Here is an 18,283-nt window from a genome sequence, read left to right as displayed (position 1 = left end):
GGGCTTGCTGGCCCATCTGACGCTGGCCCAGTTCCGGTCCCATGCGCGGCTGTCGATGGATCTCGACGGCCGCCCGCTGGCCATCTTCGGGCCGAACGGGGCGGGCAAGACCAACATCCTTGAGGCCGTGTCGCTGTTGTCGCCGGGCCGGGGCCTGCGCCGGGCCGCCCCCGACGAACTGGCGCGCCATCCCGGAACGCTGGGGTGGAAGATCCGCGCGCGTCTGGGCGCGGGCTCCGAGATCGAGACCGGCGCCGCCCCCGGGGCCGCGCGCAGCGTCCGCATCGACGAGAAGGCCGCGCCGCAGGTGGCGCTGGGGGGGCTTTTGCGCATCCTGTGGCTGGTGCCGTCGATGGACCGGCTCTGGACCGAGGCGCCCGAGGGGCGGCGGCGCTTTCTGGACCGGCTGACGCTGTCGTTTCACCCCGATCATGCCGAGACGGTGCTGGCCTATGAAAAGGCCATGCGCGACCGCAACCGCCTGCTGCGCGACGGTGTGCGCGACGGGGCCTGGTTTGCCGCGCTCGAAGCCACGATGGCCGAAGCGGCGGTGCGCATCCGCGCAGGCCGGGCCGCGGCGCTGGACCGGATCATGGCCGCCCAGGCCGAGGCCGCGACCGGCTTTCCCGCCGCCGATCTGGCCGTGACCGACGCGGGCCCCGAGGATCTGGCCGCGGCGCTGGCGCGCGGGCGGGCGCGCGACATGGCCGCCGGGCGCACGCTTGAAGGGCCGCACCGCGCCGATCTGACCGCGGTCTGGGCGGCGCGCGGCACGCCCGCGGCGCTGGCCTCGACGGGCGAGCAGAAGGCGCTTCTGGTGTCGATCGTGCTGGCCAATGCGCGCGCGCTGGCCGCCGAGGGCGCGCCGGTGGTGGTGCTTCTCGACGAGGTGGCCGCGCATCTGGACGCCGATCGCCGCGCCGCGCTCTATGACGAGATCTGCGCGCTGGGGCTTCAGGCGCTGATGACCGGCACAGGGCCCGAACTCTTTGATGCGCTGGGGGATCGGGGGGGGCGGATGGCGCTTCCCGGCCCGTCTTTGGCGTGACATTCCGCCCCCGCGCGCCTATAACCCGCGAAAGCGAAAGGCAGGATTTTCCCGATGACCGAACAAGCCAGCTACGGCGCCGAATCCATCAAGGTTCTCAAGGGCCTGGAAGCCGTGCGCAAACGTCCCGGCATGTATATCGGCGACACCGACGACGGCTCGGGCCTGCATCACATGGTCTACGAGGTCGTGGATAACGGCATCGACGAGGCGCTGGCCGGGCATGCCGATTTCGTCTCCGTGAAGATCCATGCCGACGGGTCGGTGTCGGTGCGTGACAACGGTCGCGGCATTCCCACCGATCTGCACCCCGAAGAAGGCGTCTCGGCCGCCGAGGTCATCATGACCCAGCTGCATGCCGGCGGCAAGTTCGACCAGAATTCCTACAAGGTTTCCGGGGGCTTGCACGGTGTGGGCGTCTCGGTCGTGAACGCGCTTTCGGAATGGCTGGAGCTGCGCATCTGGCGCAACGGCCACGAGCATTACGCCCGTTTCGAGCATGGCGACACGGTCGAGCACCTGCGCGTGGTCGGCGATTGCCCGGCCGATGAGACCGGGACCGAGGTGCGTTTCCTGGCCAGCCTCGAGACCTTCTCGCATATCGACTACGTGTTCCGCACGCTGGAAAACCGGCTGCGCGAACTGGCCTTCCTGAATTCCGGCGTGCGCATCCTGATCGAGGACGAACGCCCCGCCGAGCCCCTGCGCACCGAGCTGTTCTATGAAGGCGGCGTGCGGGAATTCGTGCGCTATCTGGACCGCTCGAAGACGCCCGTCATGGCCGAGCCGATCTTCATCTCGGGCGAGCTGCGCGGCATCGGCGTCGAGGTGGCGATGTGGTGGAACGACAGCTATCACGAAACCGTCCTGCCCTTTACCAACAACATTCCCCAGCGTGACGGCGGCACCCACCTTGCGGGCTTTCGCGCGGCGCTGACGCGCTGCATCAACGGCTATGCCCAATCCTCGGGGATCGCGCGCAAGGAAAAGGTCGACTTCACCGGCGACGACGCCCGCGAGGGGCTGACCTGCGTTCTGTCGGTCAAGGTGCCCGACCCGAAATTCTCCAGCCAGACCAAGGACAAGCTGGTCTCGTCCGAGGTGCGCCCCGCGGTGGAAAGCCTGGTCAACGAGAAGCTGGCCGAATGGTTCGAGGAAAACCCCGGCCCCGCGCGCACCATCGTCGGCAAGATCATCGAGGCCGCGCTGGCCCGCGAGGCGGCGCGCAAGGCGCGCGAGCTGACGCGGCGCAAGACGGCGATGGATGTCGCCTCGCTGCCCGGCAAGCTGGCCGATTGCCAGGAAAAGGATCCCGCGCTGTCGGAACTGTTCATCGTCGAGGGTGACTCGGCCGGCGGGTCGGCCAAGCAGGGCCGCGCGCGCAAGAACCAGGCCGTCCTGCCCCTGCGCGGCAAGATCCTGAACGTCGAGCGCGCGCGCTTCGACCGGATGCTGTCCTCCGAGACGGTCGGCACGCTGATCACGGCGCTGGGCACCGGCATCGGGCGCGATGAATTCGACCTGTCCAAGCTGCGCTATCACAAGATCATCATCATGACCGACGCGGATGTGGACGGCGCCCATATCCGCACGCTTCTGCTGACCTTCTTCTTCCGGCAGATGCCCGAGCTGATCGAGCACGGCTATCTCTACATCGCGCAGCCGCCGCTTTACAAAGTGGCGCGCGGCAAGTCCGAGGTCTATCTCAAGGATCAGGCCGCGCTCGAGGATTTCCTGATCCATCAGGGGGTCGAGGGCACGCGGCTGCGCCTGGGCGACGGCACCGAGATCGCCGGCGCCGATCTGGTGCGCGTGGTCGAGGAGGCCCGCGTGGTGCGCCGCATCCTCAACGCCTTTCCCACGCATTACCCGGCCCGCATCCTGGAACAGGCGGCGATTGCCGGCGCCATGCTGCCCGGCGCGGTCGAGGCCGATGCCCAGGGCGTGGCCGATCAGGTAGCCGCGCGGCTGGATCTGGTAGCGGTGGAATACGAACGCGGCTGGCAGGGGCGGCCGACGCAGGACCACGGGCTGCGGCTGGCGCGCGTGCTGCGCGGGGTCGAGGAAGAGAGGGTTCTGGACGGGCCCGTCCTGCGCTCGCCCGAGGCGCGGCGGCTCTCGACCCATACCGACGCCCTGCGCGAGGTCTATGCCCAGCCGGCGCTGCTGATCCGCAAGGACCGCGAGCAACTGGTGCACGGCCCGCTGGAACTGCTGTCGGCGATCCTGACCGAAGGCGAGAAGGGGCTGTCGCTGCAACGCTACAAGGGTCTGGGCGAGATGAACCCCGAGCAATTGTGGGAAACCACGCTGGACCCGGCGGCCCGCACGCTGCTTCAGGTCCGCATCGACGATGTGGCCGAAGCTGACGACATTTTTACCAAGCTGATGGGCGATGTCGTCGAACCCCGCCGCGAGTTCATCCAGGCCAACGCGCTCAGCGTCGAAAACCTCGATTTCTGAGGCATATTTGCCGACCCGCGCCCCTGCGCCCGGCGGGCGCGGCAGGGGCCGTGCGGGCGCGACACGAAGTTGCGCCAATGGCCGCGCTGCGCAATTTTTCGTTCAACCCCGGCGCCGGGGGCTTTATAGGGCGTGGAATCGCGGATCAGAGAGACGTCAATGCTGGACATAGCCCAAATGCGCGCCACCCTGGCCGAGGCCTATGACCTCGCCCCCGATCTGGCGCTGGCCGAACGGATGGCCGACATCCATGCGCGCATGGCGCGGGTGGTGCCGCTGGCCGATTGGGCGCTGCATGCGCCCTATGTCGCCGCCATCAATGCCCTGAAGGCCGAGCGCGGCGCCGTGATCCTGGCGCATAACTACATGCGCCCCGAGATCTATCACGGCGTGGCCGATGTGGTGGGCGACAGCCTGCAACTGGCGATCGAGGCGACGCGTGTCGAAGCCCAGGTGATCGTGCAGGCGGGCGTGCATTTCATGGCCGAGACCTCGAAGGTGCTGAACCCGGCCAAGACCGTGCTGATCCCGGATACGCAGGCGGGCTGTTCGCTGGCCGATGCGATCACGCCTGCGGGCATCGCCGAGATGCGCGCGCGCTATCCCGGTGCGCCGGTGGTCAGCTATGTCAACACCACCGCCGAGGTGAAGGCGGCCTCGGATGTGTGCTGCACCTCCTCGAATGCGGTCCAGATCGTGCGCGCGCAGGAGGCCGACACCGTCATCATGACGCCCGACCGCTATCTGGCGCAGAACGTGGCCGCGCAGGTGCCCGAGAAGAACGTGGTCTGGTGGGATGGCTCGTGTATCGTGCATGAACGCTTCACCGCTGCGGATCTGCGCAGCTTCCGCGAACATGCGCCCGACACCCGCATCATCGCCCATCCCGAATGTCCGCCCGATGTGGTGGCGGCCTCGGATTTCGCGGGCTCGACCGCGGCGATCATCGATTATGTCAGCACCGAGCGCCCTGCCGCGGCGATGCTGCTGACCGAATGTTCGATGGCCGCGAATATCGCCGATGCGGTTCCGGGCGTGGATTTCCGCGGCCCGTGCAACCTGTGCCCCTACATGCAGATGATCACGCTCGAGAAGATCCTGTGGTCGCTGCATACGATGACCCACGAAGTCACGGTCGATCCCGCCGTTTCCGAAGGCGCGCGCCGCGCCGTGGAACGGATGATCGAGCTTTCCTCCGCCGCGAAATGACCGCCGAGCGCAACACCGATCGCGTGGTGATCGTGGGGGCGGGGCTGGCCGCCCTGTCCGCGGCGCTGGATCTGGCGCCGCGGCCGGTTCTGGTGATCTCGCCCGAGAGCCTGGGCGAAGGGGCCTCGTCGGTCTGGGCGCAGGGGGGCGTGGCCGCGGCCGTGGGCGCGACCGACAGCCCCGCCGATCATGCCGCCGACACGATGCGCGCGGGGGCGGGCACGGTGGATGCCGCCATCGCCCGGCTGGTGACCGCGGCCGCGCCCGAACATATCGCCGTTCTGGCCGAGCTGGGCGTGCCCTTCGACCGCGATGCGGCGGGCGGTTTTGTGATGTCGCGCGAGGCCGCGCATGGCCGGCCGCGCGTGGTGCGCGTCAAGGGCGATCAGGCCGGGGCCGAGATCATGCACGCGCTGATCCGCGCGGTGCGCGCCGCGCCGTCTGTGCAGGTGGCCGAAGGCGTGATGGCGACCGATCTTGTGGTCGATCAGGGGCGCGTGGCCGGGGTGCGGCTGGTGCGTTCGGGCGCGCCCTCGGGGGCGGTCAGCGTGCGCGCGGCGGCGGTGCTGCTGGCAGCGGGCGGCTCGGGCGGGCTGTTTGCGGTGACGACCAACCCGCCGCGGGTGCGTGGCCAGGCGGTGGGCATGGCTGCGCGCGCGGGTGCCCAGGTGGCCGACGCCGAATTCGTGCAGTTCCATCCCACCGCGATCGACGTGGGCCAGGACCCCGCGCCGCTGGCCACCGAGGCCCTGCGCGGCGAAGGTGCGGTGCTGCTCAATTCCGAAGGCACGCGCTTCATGACCGCGGTCCATCCCGATGCCGAGCTGGCGCCGCGCGATATCGTCGCCCGCGCCATCTTCGCCGAGCATCGCGCCGGGCGGCGGCCGGTTCTGGACACCCGCGCGGTTCTGGGTGCGGCCCTTCTCGAACGTTTCCCCGCCGTGGCTGCGGCCTGCCGCGAGGCCGGGATCGACCCGGTGACCCAGCCCATTCCGGTGGTGCCGGCGGCGCATTATCACATGGGGGGCGTTGCGACCTCGGACCGGGGGCGGGCTTCTCTGCCGGGGCTGTGGGTCGTGGGCGAGGCGGCCTCGACCGGGCTGCATGGCGCCAACCGTCTGGCCTCGAACGGACTTCTCGAGGCGCTGGTCTTCGCCCGGCGCGCCAGTGATGACATTGCCGCCGATCTGGGCCCGGCCCCGGCCTCGGCGGTGCCGCCGGTCGATCTGACCTTCCCCGCGACGGGCGGTGTGACGCCTGATCCGGTGCTGATCACGCGGCTGCGCCGGGTGATGAGCGCCGAGGTCGGCGTGTTGCGCAACGGCCCCGGCCTGCGCCGCGCCCTGGCCGAGATTGCCGACATCGAGACCGCCGCGGGCGATTGTCCGCAGCTGACCAACATGACGGCGGCGGCGACGCTGATCGCCGCGGCGGCGCTGGCCCGGCGCGAGAGCCGCGGCGGACACGCCCGCACCGATCACCCCGATCCCGATCCCGCGCAGGCCCGGCGCAGCCTGCTGACCCTGACCGAGGCGCTGGAGATCCGCGCCCGCGCCTGCGAGGAGATGCCCGCATGAGCTTTCTGCCCGACCTCCTGCTTGAGCCGCTGGTGCGCGCCGCGCTGACCGAAGACCTGTCGCCGATGGGCGACGCCACCACCCGCGCGGTGATCCCGCCGGGCCTGCAATATGCCGCCGCTCTCAATGCGCGCGAACCGGGGGTGGTTTCGGGGCTTCAGGTCGCGGCCATGGCCTTTCGCATGGTGGACCCCGGCCTGCGGCTGACGCTGCATTCGGCCGACGGGCGTCCCTGCGGCCCCGGCGAACGGCTGATGACGATCGAAGGCGCGGCGGCCTCGATCCTGATGGCCGAGCGCGTGGCGCTGAACTTTGCCGGCCGGCTGAGCGGCATCGCCACGCTGACCGCGGCCTTCGTGGCCCGCACCGAAGGGCACGCCGCGCGCATCACCTGCACGCGCAAGACCACGCCCGGTCTGCGCATCGTCGAGAAGGCCGCCGTGGTGCACGGGGGCGGCTCGAACCACCGCTACGGGCTGTCGGATGCCATCCTGATCAAGGACAACCACATTGCCGCCGCCGGAGGCATTCGTCCGGTGTTGCAGGCGGCGGCGCGGGCGCGGTCGCACATGATGCGCGTCGAGATCGAGGTCGACAGCCTCGATCAGCTGGCCGAGGTTCTGGACGAGGGCGGCGCCGATGTCGTGCTGCTGGACAACATGGACACACCGACGCTGACGCGCGCGGTCGAGATGGTCGCGGGGCGGATGGTCACCGAAGCCTCGGGGAACATGTGCCTTGAGCGCATCGCCGAGGTGGCCGCGACCGGGGTCGACTTCATCTCGGTGGGCGCGCTGACGCATTCGGCGCGCACGCTCGATCTGGGTCTCGATTTCTGACGCCCCACCCCCGTTTTGCCATGATTTCATCCGGTCCAGGCCCGTGGCATTCGCTGCGGGCCTGACCGTTTCCTGACGGCTTTCCCCCGCCCTGCTTCAGCCGGGCGTCAGCTTCATCCTGCCATCCTGCCCGCGGTTTCCGAACGACAAGGAGAACGCGAGATGACGCGCGAATTGGGGCTGGTGGCCCTGTCGCTGTCGGTCTGGCTGGGAAGCGCGGCGCTGGCGGACGAGGATTGCTTCGTGCCGCTGGACAGGTGGCAGCCGCGCGCGGCGGTCCTGAGCATGGCCGAAAGCCGGGGCTGGACCGTGCGGCGGCTCAAGATCGACGACGGCTGCTACGAGATCCGCGGCCGCGATGCCGACGGCACCGCGATCGAGGTGCGGCTCGACCCGGCCACGCTCGAGGTGCTGGAGCTTGAACGCGGCCACCACCGCGAGGGGCGGCGCGGCCATCACCGGCTGCCCGGCTTTCGGGGCTGGTGGGGCGATGACGACGATACGGATGCGCGCCGCTCGCCTCCCTGACGCCAGGCTGAAGACAATTTCCCGCCCGCGTCAGAAACGCCTCAGGCCGGGCGGGCAGAACGATCCCATCACGACAGCATTCCGGAGAACAGACATGACCCTTTCCACCCGCATTCCCACCAGGCCGCTTCTGGGCGCGCTGGCGCTGAGCACGGCGCTGACGCTGCCGGCGCTGGCCGCGGCTGCGCCCGTCACCTTCACCACGCAGCTTCGCAATTACGGCGGCGACGGCGCCTATCTGGCGCTTTACGTCACCGATGCCTCGGGCGCCTATGTCGGCAGCCTGTGGATGGCCGGGCCCAAGTCCAAGTATTACAAGCACCTGAGCGATTGGTATCGCGCCACCGGCGGTAACACCGCGCAGGTGGACGGGATCACCGGCGCGTCGGTCGGCGCGGGGCGCGAGCTGAAGATCACGCTCGACCTGGCCGATGCCATCTTCGACGCGGGCTATCAGCTGCATATCGACGCCTCGGTCGAGGACATGCGCGACAGCCCCTCCGAAATCGTCGTGCCGCTGACGCGTGACGGCGCGGGTCAGACCACCGCCGGGCGGAGCTATATCGCCGGCTTCCGCTACGACATGTAAGGGGGCGGGGCGATGATGCGGCACATGCACAGATGGCCGGGGCTTCTGGCCGCGGCGCTTCTGGTGGTGGTCAGCCTGTCGGGCGCCACGCTTTCGGTGATGCCCGCGCTCGAGGCGGCGCGCACGCCGGCCCAGGCCGAGGCCGATCTGAGCGTGGCCGAGCTGGCCGGACGGGTCGTGGCCCTCCATCCGGGGGTCGAGCAGATCCGGCGCGCGCCCTCGGGCCGCATCACCGCCTATTGGTTCGAGAACGGCCAGCCCGGCGCCGCGGTCATCGATCCGGCGACGGGCGCGGGCGTGGCCTCGGCCGATGCCTCGGGGGTCCAGCGCTGGCTGGTCAACCTGCATCGGGCGCTGTTTCTCGATGACGGGGGCCGGCTGACGGTTGCGGCCGCCGCGGCGCTGATGCTGGTGATCTCGGTCTCGGGGCTGGCGCTTCTGGCGCGGCGCATGGGCGGCTGGCATCGGCTGGTCCTGCCCGTGCGCGGCCCCTTCGCCAGCCGCCTTCACGCCGAGATCGCGCGCATCGCGGCGCTGGGGCTGATCGTGTCGTCGCTGACGGGTCTGTGGATGACGGCTTCGACCTTCGAGCTGCTGCCCGATGTGTCGGGGCCGCCCGCCTTTCCCGGCGCCGTTTCGGGCGTCACGGGGATGAGCCCGGCCGCCATGGCGACGCTGCGCGACACGCCGCTGTCGGTGCTGCGCGCGCTGAACTTCCCCTATGCGGGCGACGCCTCGGACGTGTTCACGCTGAAGACCGCGGCGGGCCAGGGATATCTTGATCAGGGGACCGGCGCGCTGCTGGTCTGGCAGGAGGCGACGCTCTGGGATCGCGTGAACGAGACGATCTACTGGCTGCACACCGGCGAGGGCGCGCCTCTCTGGGCGCTGGTGCTGGGGCTGGCGGCGCTGGGCGTGCCGGTGCTGGCCTGGTCGGGGATCAAGATCTGGCTGGGCGGGCGTCAGTGGCGCCGCCGTCCGCGCGGCAATGCCCGCGCGCGCGACGCCCAGACCGTGATCCTGGTCGGCAGCGAGGGCGGCACCACCTGGGGCTTTGCCGAAACGGCGGCCAAGGCGCTGCGCGCGGCGGGGCAGGCCGTCCATGTCGGGCCGATGTCGGGTTTCGCGCCCGACCGCTATCCGCAGGCGCGGCGGCTGATCCTGATGGCCGCGACCTATGGTGACGGTGACGTGCCGGCCACGGCCCGAGGCTTTCTCGAGACGCTTGCGGCGATGCCCGCGGCGCCCGAGATGCCGGTCGCGGTGCTGGGCTTCGGTGATCGGTCCTTCCCGAATTTCTGCGGCTATGCCGCGCGGGTTCAGGCCGAGATCGAGGCCCGCGGCGGGCGCAGCTTCCTGTCCATGGATACGGTCGACCGCGGGTCGGCGCAGGATTTCGCGCGCTGGGGCCGGGCGCTGAGCCAGGCGATGGGCGTGTCGCTTGCGCTGGACCACCGCCCCGACGCGCCGCCTGCGCAGACCCTCACGCTTGTCGCGCGGCGCGATTTCGGCGCCGAGGTTCAGGCCCCCACCGCCATCCTGCGCTTTGCCCTGCCGCAGGCGGGCCTGTGGGCGCGGCTGACGGGGCGCGCGTTCGGCAACTTCGAGGCGGGCGACCTGCTGGCCGTGATCCCCGAGGGCGCGACGCTGCCGCGGTTCTATTCGCTGGCCTCGGGCAGCCGCGACGGCTTTGTCGAGATCTGCGTGAAGCGCCATCCCGGCGGGCTGTGCTCGGGGCAGCTGACGGGGCTCGAGGTGGGCGACACCATCCGCGCCTATCTGCGGCCCAACCCCGCCTTCCGCCCGGCCACCGGCGATGCGCCGGTGATCCTGATCGGGGCGGGCACGGGGATCGGTCCGCTGGCCGGCTTTGCCCGCGCCAATGACCGCCGCCGGCCGATGCACCTGTTCTTCGGCGCCCGCCACCCCGAGAGCGATCTGCTGTTCGGCGAGGATCTGGCCCGCTGGCAGGCCGAGGGACGGCTGAGTTCGGTCACCACGGCCTTTTCGCGGATGACCCCGCGGGCCCATGTGCAGGATGCGCTGCGTGCCGATGGGGTGCGGGTGGCGCGGCTGATCGCGGACGGCGCGCAGGTCATGGTCTGCGGCGGGCGCGACATGGCCGCGGGTGTGGCCGAGGCGCTGGCCGAGATCCTGGCCCCGCACGGGCTGAGCCCCGCCCATCTGAAAGCCGAGGGACGCTATGCCGAAGATGTCTATTGATCGCACCAGCCACCTGTCGCGGGTGACGCTGAACGGCCCGACCATGGGCACGCGCTGGTCGGCCCGGCTGGATCTGCCCGCAGGCGCCCCGACCGACGGTTTGCGGGCCGCCTTCGCCGCGGCGGTGGCCGAGGTCGACGCGCAGATGTCGACCTGGCGGGCCGACAGCGACCTGATGCGGCTGAACCGGGCGGCGCCGGGCGTCTGGGTCGATCTGCCGGCGCGGCTTCTGGAGGTGCTGGAGACGGCGCTCGAGATCGGGCGGGCCTCGGGCGGGGCCTTCGACATCGGCATGGGGGATGCGGTGCGGGCCTGGGGTTTCTGTGCCGATCCCGCCAGCGAGGCCGGCATCCGTGCCGCCCTTGCCGCGCCCCGCCGCCCCGCGCATGAGGTGCTGGAGATCGACAGCCCCAACCGACGCGCGCGCAAGCATGGTCCGCTCAGCGCCGATCTGGGCGGCATCGCCAAGGGCTATGGCGCCGACCGGCTGGCGGCGGTGGCGCGGGGGGCGGGGCGGAACGCGGGCCTTTTCGGCATCGACGGCGAGCTGGTGGCCATGGGCCTGCAACCCGACGGCCGCCCCTGGACGCTGGCGGTCGAGCGCCCCGAGGACGGGGTCCGCGCGCTTCATTCGGTGCTTGAGCTGCACGATGCGGCGGTGGCGACCTCGGGCGATTACCGCCATTTCGTGACGCTCGGCGGGCGGCGGCTGGCGCATACGATGGACCCGGCGCGCGGCGGCCCGCTGCTGGCGGCGCCCGCCTCGGTGACGGTGGTGGCGCCCAGCTGCATGCTGGCCGATGGCTGGGCGACCGCGCTGACCGTGCTGGGCCCCGACGCCGGCGCCGATCTGGCCCGGCGGCTGGGTCTTCAGGCGCTGTTCCTGATGCGCACGGATGAAGGCCTGCGCAGCCACGGCGTGGGCCCGCTGTTCGAAAGCGCCCCGGAAACCGTTTAGCCAGGCTTCACGTTTCGATAAGAGCGCGACGTGGACCGCCCCCCTCCGCTGGCGTTAGCTGCGCCAAACGGAGGAGACAATGACACAAGTCGAAACGGCGGCGCGGAGGTCCAACGTCTCGCTGGCGCGGCGTGCCTGGAACATCCGGCGCAAGGCGCTCCAGATGGGCGAGGTGCAGGGGCAGGGCTATGTGGGCCAGGCGCTGGGCGTCGCCGATGTGCTGGCGGTCAGCTATTTCCACGCGCTGAACCTGCGCCCCGAAGACCCCGAATGGGAGGGGCGCGACCGCTTCCTTCTGTCGATCGGGCATTATGCCATCGCGCTTTATGCCGCGCTGATGGAGGCCGGCGTCCTGCCCGAAGAAGAATTGCAGACCTACGGCATGGACGACAGCCGCATGCCGATGTCGGGCATGGCGGCCTATACGCCGGGCATGGAGATCACGGGCGGCTCGCTGGGGCACGGGCCGGGGATCGGTGTCGGCATGGCGCTGGGGCTGCGTGCCAAGGGCAATCCCGCGCGGGTCTACAACCTGATGTCGGACGGCGAACCGGGCGAGGGCTCGACCTGGGAAGCGGCAATGTCGGCCGCCCATCACAAGCTGTCGAACCTGATCTGCCTGGTCGATTTCAACGATATGCAGGCCGATGGCGCCTCGACCGGGATGCTGTGCGCCGAACCCCTGGCCGAGAAATGGACCGCCTTTGGCTGGTTTGCCCAGCGTGTGGACGGCGATGACATCGACGCGCTGGTCGCGGCCTTTGACGCTGCGCGCACCCATGCGGGCGATCAGCCGCGTGTCATCATCTGCGATACCCGGATGTGCAAGGGGGGCGATTTCCTGGAAGCCCGCGAGATCACCCATTTCGTGCGCGTCGAGCCCGGCGAATGGGCCCGCGCCTTCCCCGCGCGCTTCTTTCAGATGGGCATGGCCGAGCAGCGGATGATCTCGGCCGCCGCCGGCATGGCCCGCGAGGGGTTCATCCCCTTTGCCACGACCTATGCGGTCTTTGCCGCGCGCCGGGCCTATGACTTCATCTGCATGGCCATCGCCGAGGAGAACCTGCCGGTCAAGATCGTCTGCGCGCTGCCCGGCCTGACCACGGGCTATGGCCCCAGCCACCAGGCGACCGAGGATCTGGCGATCTTCCGCGGCCTGCCCAACCTGACCATCATCGACCCCTGTGACGCGGCCGACATTTCCGGCGCGGTGCCGCAGATGCTGGCCCATGACGGGCCGGTCTATGCGCGGCTGTTGCGCGGCAAGGTTCCCGACGTGATCCGCCGCCACAAGCCCGATTACGAATTCCGTCTGGGCCGCGCGCAGCTGATCCGCGAGGGGGGGGACGTGCTGGTGATCGCGTCGGGGATCATGACGATGCGCGCGCTCGATGCCGCCCAGCGTCTGGCCGCCGAGGGGATCGAGGTCGCGGTTCTGCATTCGCCGACGATCAAGCCGCTTGACCGCGAGACGATCCTGGCCGAGGCCGCGCGCGCCCGCCGTCTTGTCGTCACCGCCGAGAACCACACGGTCGTGGGCGGGCTGGGCGAGGCCGTCGCGGGCGTGCTGCTCCAGGCGGGCGTTGCGGCCCCGCGGTTCCGCATGATCGGGCTGCCCGACGAATTCCTCGAGGCCGGCGCGCTGACGACGCTGCACGAGATGTACGGCCTGTCGGTCGGGCGCGTGGCGCAGGCGATCAAGGGGTGGCTGTGATGCTGCTGAAGGATCGGACCGCCATCATCACCGGGGCGGCCTCGCCCCGCGGGCTGGGCAAGGCCACGGCGCAGCTTTTCGCCGAGCATGGCGCGCGCGTGGCCATTCTCGACCTGAAGGGGGCGGCCGAAGCCGCGGCCGATCTGCCGGGTGACGGGCATCTGGGGGCGGATTGCTCGGTCACCGACCGCGACGCAATCTTTGCCGCGATCGAGGATCTGGCGGCGGGCTGGGGCCGGGTGGATGTGCTGGTCAACATCGCCGGCATCACCCAGCCGCTGCGCACGCTCGAGATCGCGCCCGAGAATTACGACGCCGTGCTGGACGTGAACCTGCGCGGCACGCTCTATGCCTCGCAGGCGGTGATCCCGGTGATGCGGGCGCTGGGCGGGGGCTCCATCGTCAACATGTCCTCGGTCTCGGCGCAGCGCGGCGGCGGCATCTTCGGCGGGCCGCATTATTCGGCGGCCAAGGCGGGCGTGCTGGGCCTGACCAAGGCCAAGGCGGGCGTGCTGGGCTCCGACAATATCCGCGTCAACGCGATCTGCCCGTCGCTCATCGCCACCGACATCACCGGCGGCAAGCTCTCGGACGCGGATATGGCTGCGATCGTGGCGGGCATTCCGCTGGGCCGGCCCGGTGCTGCGCATGAGGTGGCGGGTTGCGCGCTGTTCCTGGCCTCGGACCTGTCGTCCTATTGCACCGGCACCGAGATCGACGTGAACGGCGGCTCACATATCCACTGACACGATCCGGGCGCCCGCCTCCGTCAGACGGGCGCGGGCCTCGGCGGTGTGGCGGGCGGCCTCGGCGCCGATCCAGTCGGCGAATGCGCGCACCGCGCGGCGGGCGCGCTGGCGGGTCGGGCAGACCAGCCAATAGGCGGGAAATTCCAGCACCTCGAAAGCGGGCGACAGCGGCACGAGGCTGCCCTCGGCCAGTTCCGCCATCGCCAGCGTGGCGCTTTCGAGGACCACGCCCATCCCGTCGCGCGCCATCTGGATCGACATCGACGAGCGGTCGAAGCGATAGGGCAGCGCCAGCGTCACCCCGTCGATCCCCATCCGCGCCACCCAGCCGTCCCAGCGCAGATGCGCCTTGGCGCTGTCGATCAGGCGGGCGGCACGGATCAGGTCGGCCGGGTCGGGCCCGCATTCGGCCCGCAGCCGCGCCAGATAGCCCGGCGCGCAGAGCGGCAGCACCAGATCGTTCAGCACCGGCTCGGCGACAAGGCCGGGCCAGTTCCCGATCCCGTAGCGCAGGTCCAGATCGACCGATTCGGTCTCGAAATCCGAGAAATCGGGTGCGGCGTCGATGCGCAGATCCCAATCGGGATGGCTTTCGGCAAAGCGCGCCAGCCGGCGCACCCCGAAGGACGGCGAGGTGCGGATCGACAGCAGATGCGCCTGCCGCTGGCGCTGGATCGCGGCGCGAACGTCGCGGATGGTGCGAAAGGCCCCGGTCGAGGCCTGGAACAGCCGCTCGCCATCGAGCGTCAGCACCAGCCGCCGCCCCTCGCGCCGAAAGAGCTGCACGCCCATCTGCTGTTCCAGCGCGCGCAATTGCTGGCTGACCGCCGAGGCCGAGATCCCCAGTTCCTCGGCCGCGCGCGTCACCCCGCCCAGCCGGGCGGTGGCCTCGAAATGCACCATGGCGGTCAGGTTCAGGTCGCGGCTCATCGGCGCTCCTTCAGTCTGGCTACAGCATAGGTGAAGCCAGGCCTTCCCGCGCGGCGAAATTGCGGGGCGTTTCCGGGCATGGCCCTTGCATATCGGCCGGCTTCGCGTTTTGGCATACCAAATTTCGTCCCCGGAGATCGAGATGCCCCCCTTCACCCCCGCCCCCTGGCCGCGGCGCCTGCGCTCGCAGGACTGGTTCGCCGGCACCTCGCGCGATGCGATCTAGCACCGGGGCTGGATGAAGCATCAGGGCTGGCCGCATGACCTGTTCGACGGCCGCCCGGTGATCGGCATCCTCAACACCTGGCCCGAGCTGACGCCCTGCAACGACCATCTGCGCGAGCTGGCCGAGAAGGTGAAGGCCGGCGTCTGGGAGGCGGGGGGCTTTCCCGTCGAGGTGCCGGTCTTCTCGGCCAGCGAGAACACCTTTCGCCCCACGGCGATGATGTTTCGCAACCTGGCCGCGATGGCGGTCGAGGAAACCCTGCGCGCCCAGCCCATCGACGGGGCGGTGCTGATGGTGGGCTGCGACAAGACCACGCCGTCGCTGCTGATGGCGGCGGCCTCGACCGATATCCCGTCGATCGTGGTCACCGGCGGGCCGATGCTGAACGGCCAGTTCCGCGGCGAGCGCGTGGGCTCGGGCACGCATCTGTGGAAATTCTCCGAAGCCGTGAAGGCCGGCGAGATGACCGCCGAGGACTTCCTCGAGGCCGAAGCCTCGATGAGCCGCTCGACCGGCACCTGCAACACGATGGGCACGGCCTCGACCATGGCCTCGATGGCCGAGGCGCTGGGCATGGCGCTGTCGGGCAATGCCGCGATCCCGGCGGTGGACAGCCGGCGGCGGATGATGGCGCAGCTGACCGGGCGGCGCATCGTGCAGATGGTCAAGGACGACCTCAAGCCCTCGGACATCCTGACGCGCGCGGCCTTCGAGAACGCCATCGGCACCAACGGCGCCATCGGCGGATCGACCAATGCGGTCATCCCCCTGCTGGCCATTGCCGGCCGTGTCGGGCTTGACCTGACGCTGGACGACTGGGACCGCTGCGGGCGCGACGTGGCCACCATCGTCAACCTGATGCCGTCGGGCGAATACCTGATGGAGGAATTCTTCTACGCCGGCGGCCTGCCGGTCGTGCTGCGCCATCTGGGCGAGGCGGGCCTTCTGCACCGCGACGCGCTGACGGTCTCGGGGGCGGCGATCTGGGACGAGGTGACGGGTGCGGTCAACCATAACCCCGAGGTCATCCGCCCGGTCGAGCGCGCGCTGACCCCGCAGGGCGGCATTGCGGTGCTGCGCGGCAATCTTGCGCCGCGGGGGGCGGTGCTCAAGCCCTCGGCGGCCAGCCCGCATCTGCTGGTGCACCGCGACCGCGCCGTCGTCTTCGAGGACATCGACGATTACAAGGCGCGGATCGCCGACGAGGCGCTGGATATCGACGAGACCTGCGTGATGGTGCTGAAGAATTGCGGGCCGAAGGGCGATCCCGGCATGGCCGAGGTGGGCAACATGGGCCTGCCGCCCAAGGTGCTGCGCAAGGGCATCACCGATATGGTCCGCATCTCGGATGCGCGCATGTCGGGCACGGCCTACGGGACGGTGGTGCTGCATACCGCGCCCGAGGCGGCGGCGGGCGGGCCGCTGGCCATCGTGCGCGACGGCGACATGATCGAGATGGACGTGCCCAACCGGCGGCTGCATCTGGACCTGCCGCAGGCCGAGATCGCGGCGCGTCTGGCCGCCTGGGCCCCCACGCACGAGACCGCCACGAGCGGCTATGCCTGGCTGCACCAGGCACATGTCGAGGGGGCCGACACCGGCGCCGATCTCGACTTCCTGAAGGGCTGCCGCGGCAATCCGGTCGGTCGTCACAGCCATTAGGAAAAACAGGAATATTCGAATTTACGGAAAGGGAGAAAGATGACCTTCACGCCGCATGGCAAGCATCTGATCGCGGGCGAATGGGTGGCCAGCCCGCAGAGCTTCGACAGCCAGCCCGCGCATGGCCCCGTGCACAGCTTCGGCGTGGGCACGGTGGATCTGGTCGATCGGGCCTGCGAAGCCGCCGAGGACGCGTTCTGGAGCTATGGCCAGTCCCCGCGCGAGGTCCGCGCCGCCTTCCTTGAGCGGATCGCCGACGAGATCGAGGCCCGCGCCGCCCAGATCACCGAGATCGGCCCCCAGGAAACCGGCCTGCCCGAGGCGCGTCTTCAGGGCGAGCGCAGCCGGACGACGGGGCAGTTGCGGCTGTTTGCGGCGCATATCCGCGCGGGCGATTATCTTGACCGGCGGCATGACGTGGCGCTGCCCGACCGGGCGCCGCTGCCGCGCCCCGACCTGCGGCTGATGCAACGTCCGATCGGGCCGGTGGCGGTCTTTGGCGCGTCGAACTTCCCGCTGGCGTTTTCGGTCGCGGGGGGCGACACGGCCTCGGCGCTGGCGGCGGGCTGCCCGGTGGTGGTCAAGGGCCATTCCGCCCATCCCGGCACCGGCGAGATCGTGGCCGAGGCCATCCATGCCGCGGTGACAGCCTGCGGCCTGCATCCGGGCGTCTTCTCGCTGGTGCAGGGCGGGCGGCGCGATGTGGGCACGGCGCTGGTCCAGCATCCGCGCATCAAGGCGGTGGGCTTCACCGGATCGCTGGCCGGGGGCGGGCGCTCTTCGATCTGTGCGCCGCGCGGCCCGAACCCATCCCCTTCTTCGGCGAGTTGGGCTTGGTCAACCCGATGTTCCTGCTGCCCGAGGCGGTGGCCGCGCGCGGCGCCGCGATCGGGCGCGGCTGGGCGGGCTCGCTGACGATGGGGGCGGGGCAGTTCTGCACCAATCCTGGCATCGCCGTCGTGCGCGCCGATCAGGCCGGGATCGTGGCCGAGGCCGCGCGCGACGCGCTGGCCGGAACCGGCGCGCAGGTCATGCTGACCGAGGGCATCGCCCAGGCCTATCGCGCCGGGCGCGACCGCGTGGCCAATGTGCCGGGCGTGCGCGAAGTGCTGACCTCGATGTGCAACCAGCGCGAGGCGACGCCGTTCCTCTTTGTCGTCTCGGGCCGGGACTGGCTGGGCAATCACGCCCTGGGCGAGGAGGTCTTCGGCCCGCTGGGTCTGATCGTCACCGCCGAGACCGAGGCCGAGATGATCGAGATCGCCCGCAGCTTCGAGGGCCAGCTGACGGCCACGCTGCACATGGATGCGGGCGATGCCGATCTGGCGCGCCGGCTGATGCCGATCCTCGAGCGCAAGGCGGGGCAGGTGCTGGCCAACGGCTTTCCGACCGGGGTCGAGGTCTGCGAGGCGATGGTGCATGGCGGGCCCTATCCGGCCTCGATCAATTTCGGGGCGACCTCGGTCGGCACGATGGCGATCCGGCGCTTCCTGCGGCCGGTCTGCTATCAGAACATCCCCGACGAGATCCTGCCCGAAGACCTGCGCTGAGCTGCGGGAAGAAACGGA

At 70.3% G+C, this 18,283-nt stretch carries 12 protein-coding genes and 2 pseudogenes; 13 read left to right on the top strand and 1 reads right to left on the bottom strand.

Annotated features, from left to right (window positions below; genetic code table 11):
* Positions 1-4: 4 nt before the first annotated feature.
* The 11 genes from recF (at position 5) to BW949_RS12025 (ending at position 13,894) form a co-directional block, all read left to right on the top strand.
* On the top strand, positions 5-1,048 hold the full coding sequence (gene recF, locus BW949_RS12075) for a DNA replication/repair protein RecF (protein ID WP_076366428.1): 1,044 nt from the start codon (positions 5-7) through the stop codon (positions 1,046-1,048).
* Between the two features lie 54 nt (positions 1,049-1,102).
* Positions 1,103-3,511, top strand: coding sequence for a DNA topoisomerase (ATP-hydrolyzing) subunit B (gyrB, locus tag BW949_RS12070; RefSeq protein WP_076366426.1), 2,409 nt, complete (start codon positions 1,103-1,105; stop codon positions 3,509-3,511).
* A gap of 159 nt (positions 3,512-3,670) precedes the next feature.
* On the top strand, positions 3,671-4,720 hold the full coding sequence (gene nadA / locus BW949_RS12065; RefSeq protein ID WP_076366424.1) for a quinolinate synthase NadA: 1,050 nt from the start codon (positions 3,671-3,673) through the stop codon (positions 4,718-4,720).
* Entirely contained in the window at positions 4,717-6,297 is a 1,581-nt protein-coding gene (locus BW949_RS12060) for an L-aspartate oxidase (protein WP_076366422.1), read from the top strand. Before nadA ends, BW949_RS12060 begins: the two co-directional genes overlap by 4 nt.
* Positions 6,294-7,136: a carboxylating nicotinate-nucleotide diphosphorylase gene (gene nadC, locus BW949_RS12055; RefSeq protein WP_076366420.1), complete on the top strand. Its 843-nt coding sequence runs from the start codon at positions 6,294-6,296 to the stop codon at positions 7,134-7,136. The genes BW949_RS12060 and nadC overlap by 4 nt, the downstream gene beginning before the upstream one ends.
* Before the next feature lie 162 nt (positions 7,137-7,298).
* Positions 7,299-7,664 (top strand): PepSY domain-containing protein, encoded by a 366-nt coding sequence (locus BW949_RS12050; RefSeq protein ID WP_076366418.1) that lies wholly within the window; start codon positions 7,299-7,301, stop codon positions 7,662-7,664.
* A gap of 94 nt (positions 7,665-7,758) precedes the next feature.
* On the top strand, positions 7,759-8,253 hold the full coding sequence (locus tag BW949_RS12045) for a DUF2271 domain-containing protein (protein WP_076366416.1): 495 nt from the start codon (positions 7,759-7,761) through the stop codon (positions 8,251-8,253).
* Positions 8,254-8,265: 12 nt separating this feature from the next.
* Positions 8,266-10,476, top strand: a complete 2,211-nt coding sequence (locus BW949_RS12040) for a PepSY domain-containing protein (protein ID WP_076366414.1) — start codon at positions 8,266-8,268, stop codon at positions 10,474-10,476.
* The gene (locus tag BW949_RS12035) at positions 10,457-11,434 is read left to right on the top strand and encodes an FAD:protein FMN transferase (RefSeq protein ID WP_076366412.1); all 978 of its coding nucleotides are present in this window, start codon (positions 10,457-10,459) and stop codon (positions 11,432-11,434) included. The genes BW949_RS12040 and BW949_RS12035 overlap by 20 nt, the downstream gene beginning before the upstream one ends.
* Before the next feature lie 79 nt (positions 11,435-11,513).
* Complete coding sequence (locus BW949_RS17590; protein WP_083947754.1) at positions 11,514-13,148, top strand: transketolase family protein; 1,635 nt, start codon at positions 11,514-11,516, stop codon at positions 13,146-13,148.
* Positions 13,148-13,894: an SDR family oxidoreductase gene (locus BW949_RS12025; RefSeq protein WP_076366410.1), complete on the top strand. Its 747-nt coding sequence runs from the start codon at positions 13,148-13,150 to the stop codon at positions 13,892-13,894. The genes BW949_RS17590 and BW949_RS12025 overlap by 1 nt, the downstream gene beginning before the upstream one ends.
* Here BW949_RS12025 and BW949_RS12020 read toward each other — a convergent pair.
* Complete coding sequence (locus BW949_RS12020; RefSeq protein ID WP_076366408.1) at positions 13,880-14,827, bottom strand: LysR substrate-binding domain-containing protein; 948 nt, start codon at positions 14,825-14,827, stop codon at positions 13,880-13,882. The genes BW949_RS12025 and BW949_RS12020 overlap by 15 nt on opposite strands.
* Before the next feature lie 142 nt (positions 14,828-14,969).
* On the opposite strand from BW949_RS12020, the pseudogene araD reads away from it, so the two are divergent.
* Together araD and BW949_RS12010 are read left to right on the top strand one after the other, a co-directional pair.
* Positions 14,970-16,715: pseudogene (araD, locus tag BW949_RS12015) on the top strand (L-arabinonate dehydratase).
* A gap of 39 nt (positions 16,716-16,754) precedes the next feature.
* A pseudogene (locus tag BW949_RS12010) lies at positions 16,755-18,265 on the top strand (aldehyde dehydrogenase (NADP(+))).
* Positions 18,266-18,283: the final 18 nt, after the last annotated feature.

The organism is Phaeovulum vinaykumarii, from assembly GCF_900156695.1.
Taxonomy (GTDB): Bacteria; Pseudomonadota; Alphaproteobacteria; order Rhodobacterales; family Rhodobacteraceae; genus Bieblia_A; species Bieblia_A vinaykumarii.
Note: the sequence above shows the minus strand (reverse complement) of the source record. Positions and strands in the feature narration are given on the sequence as shown.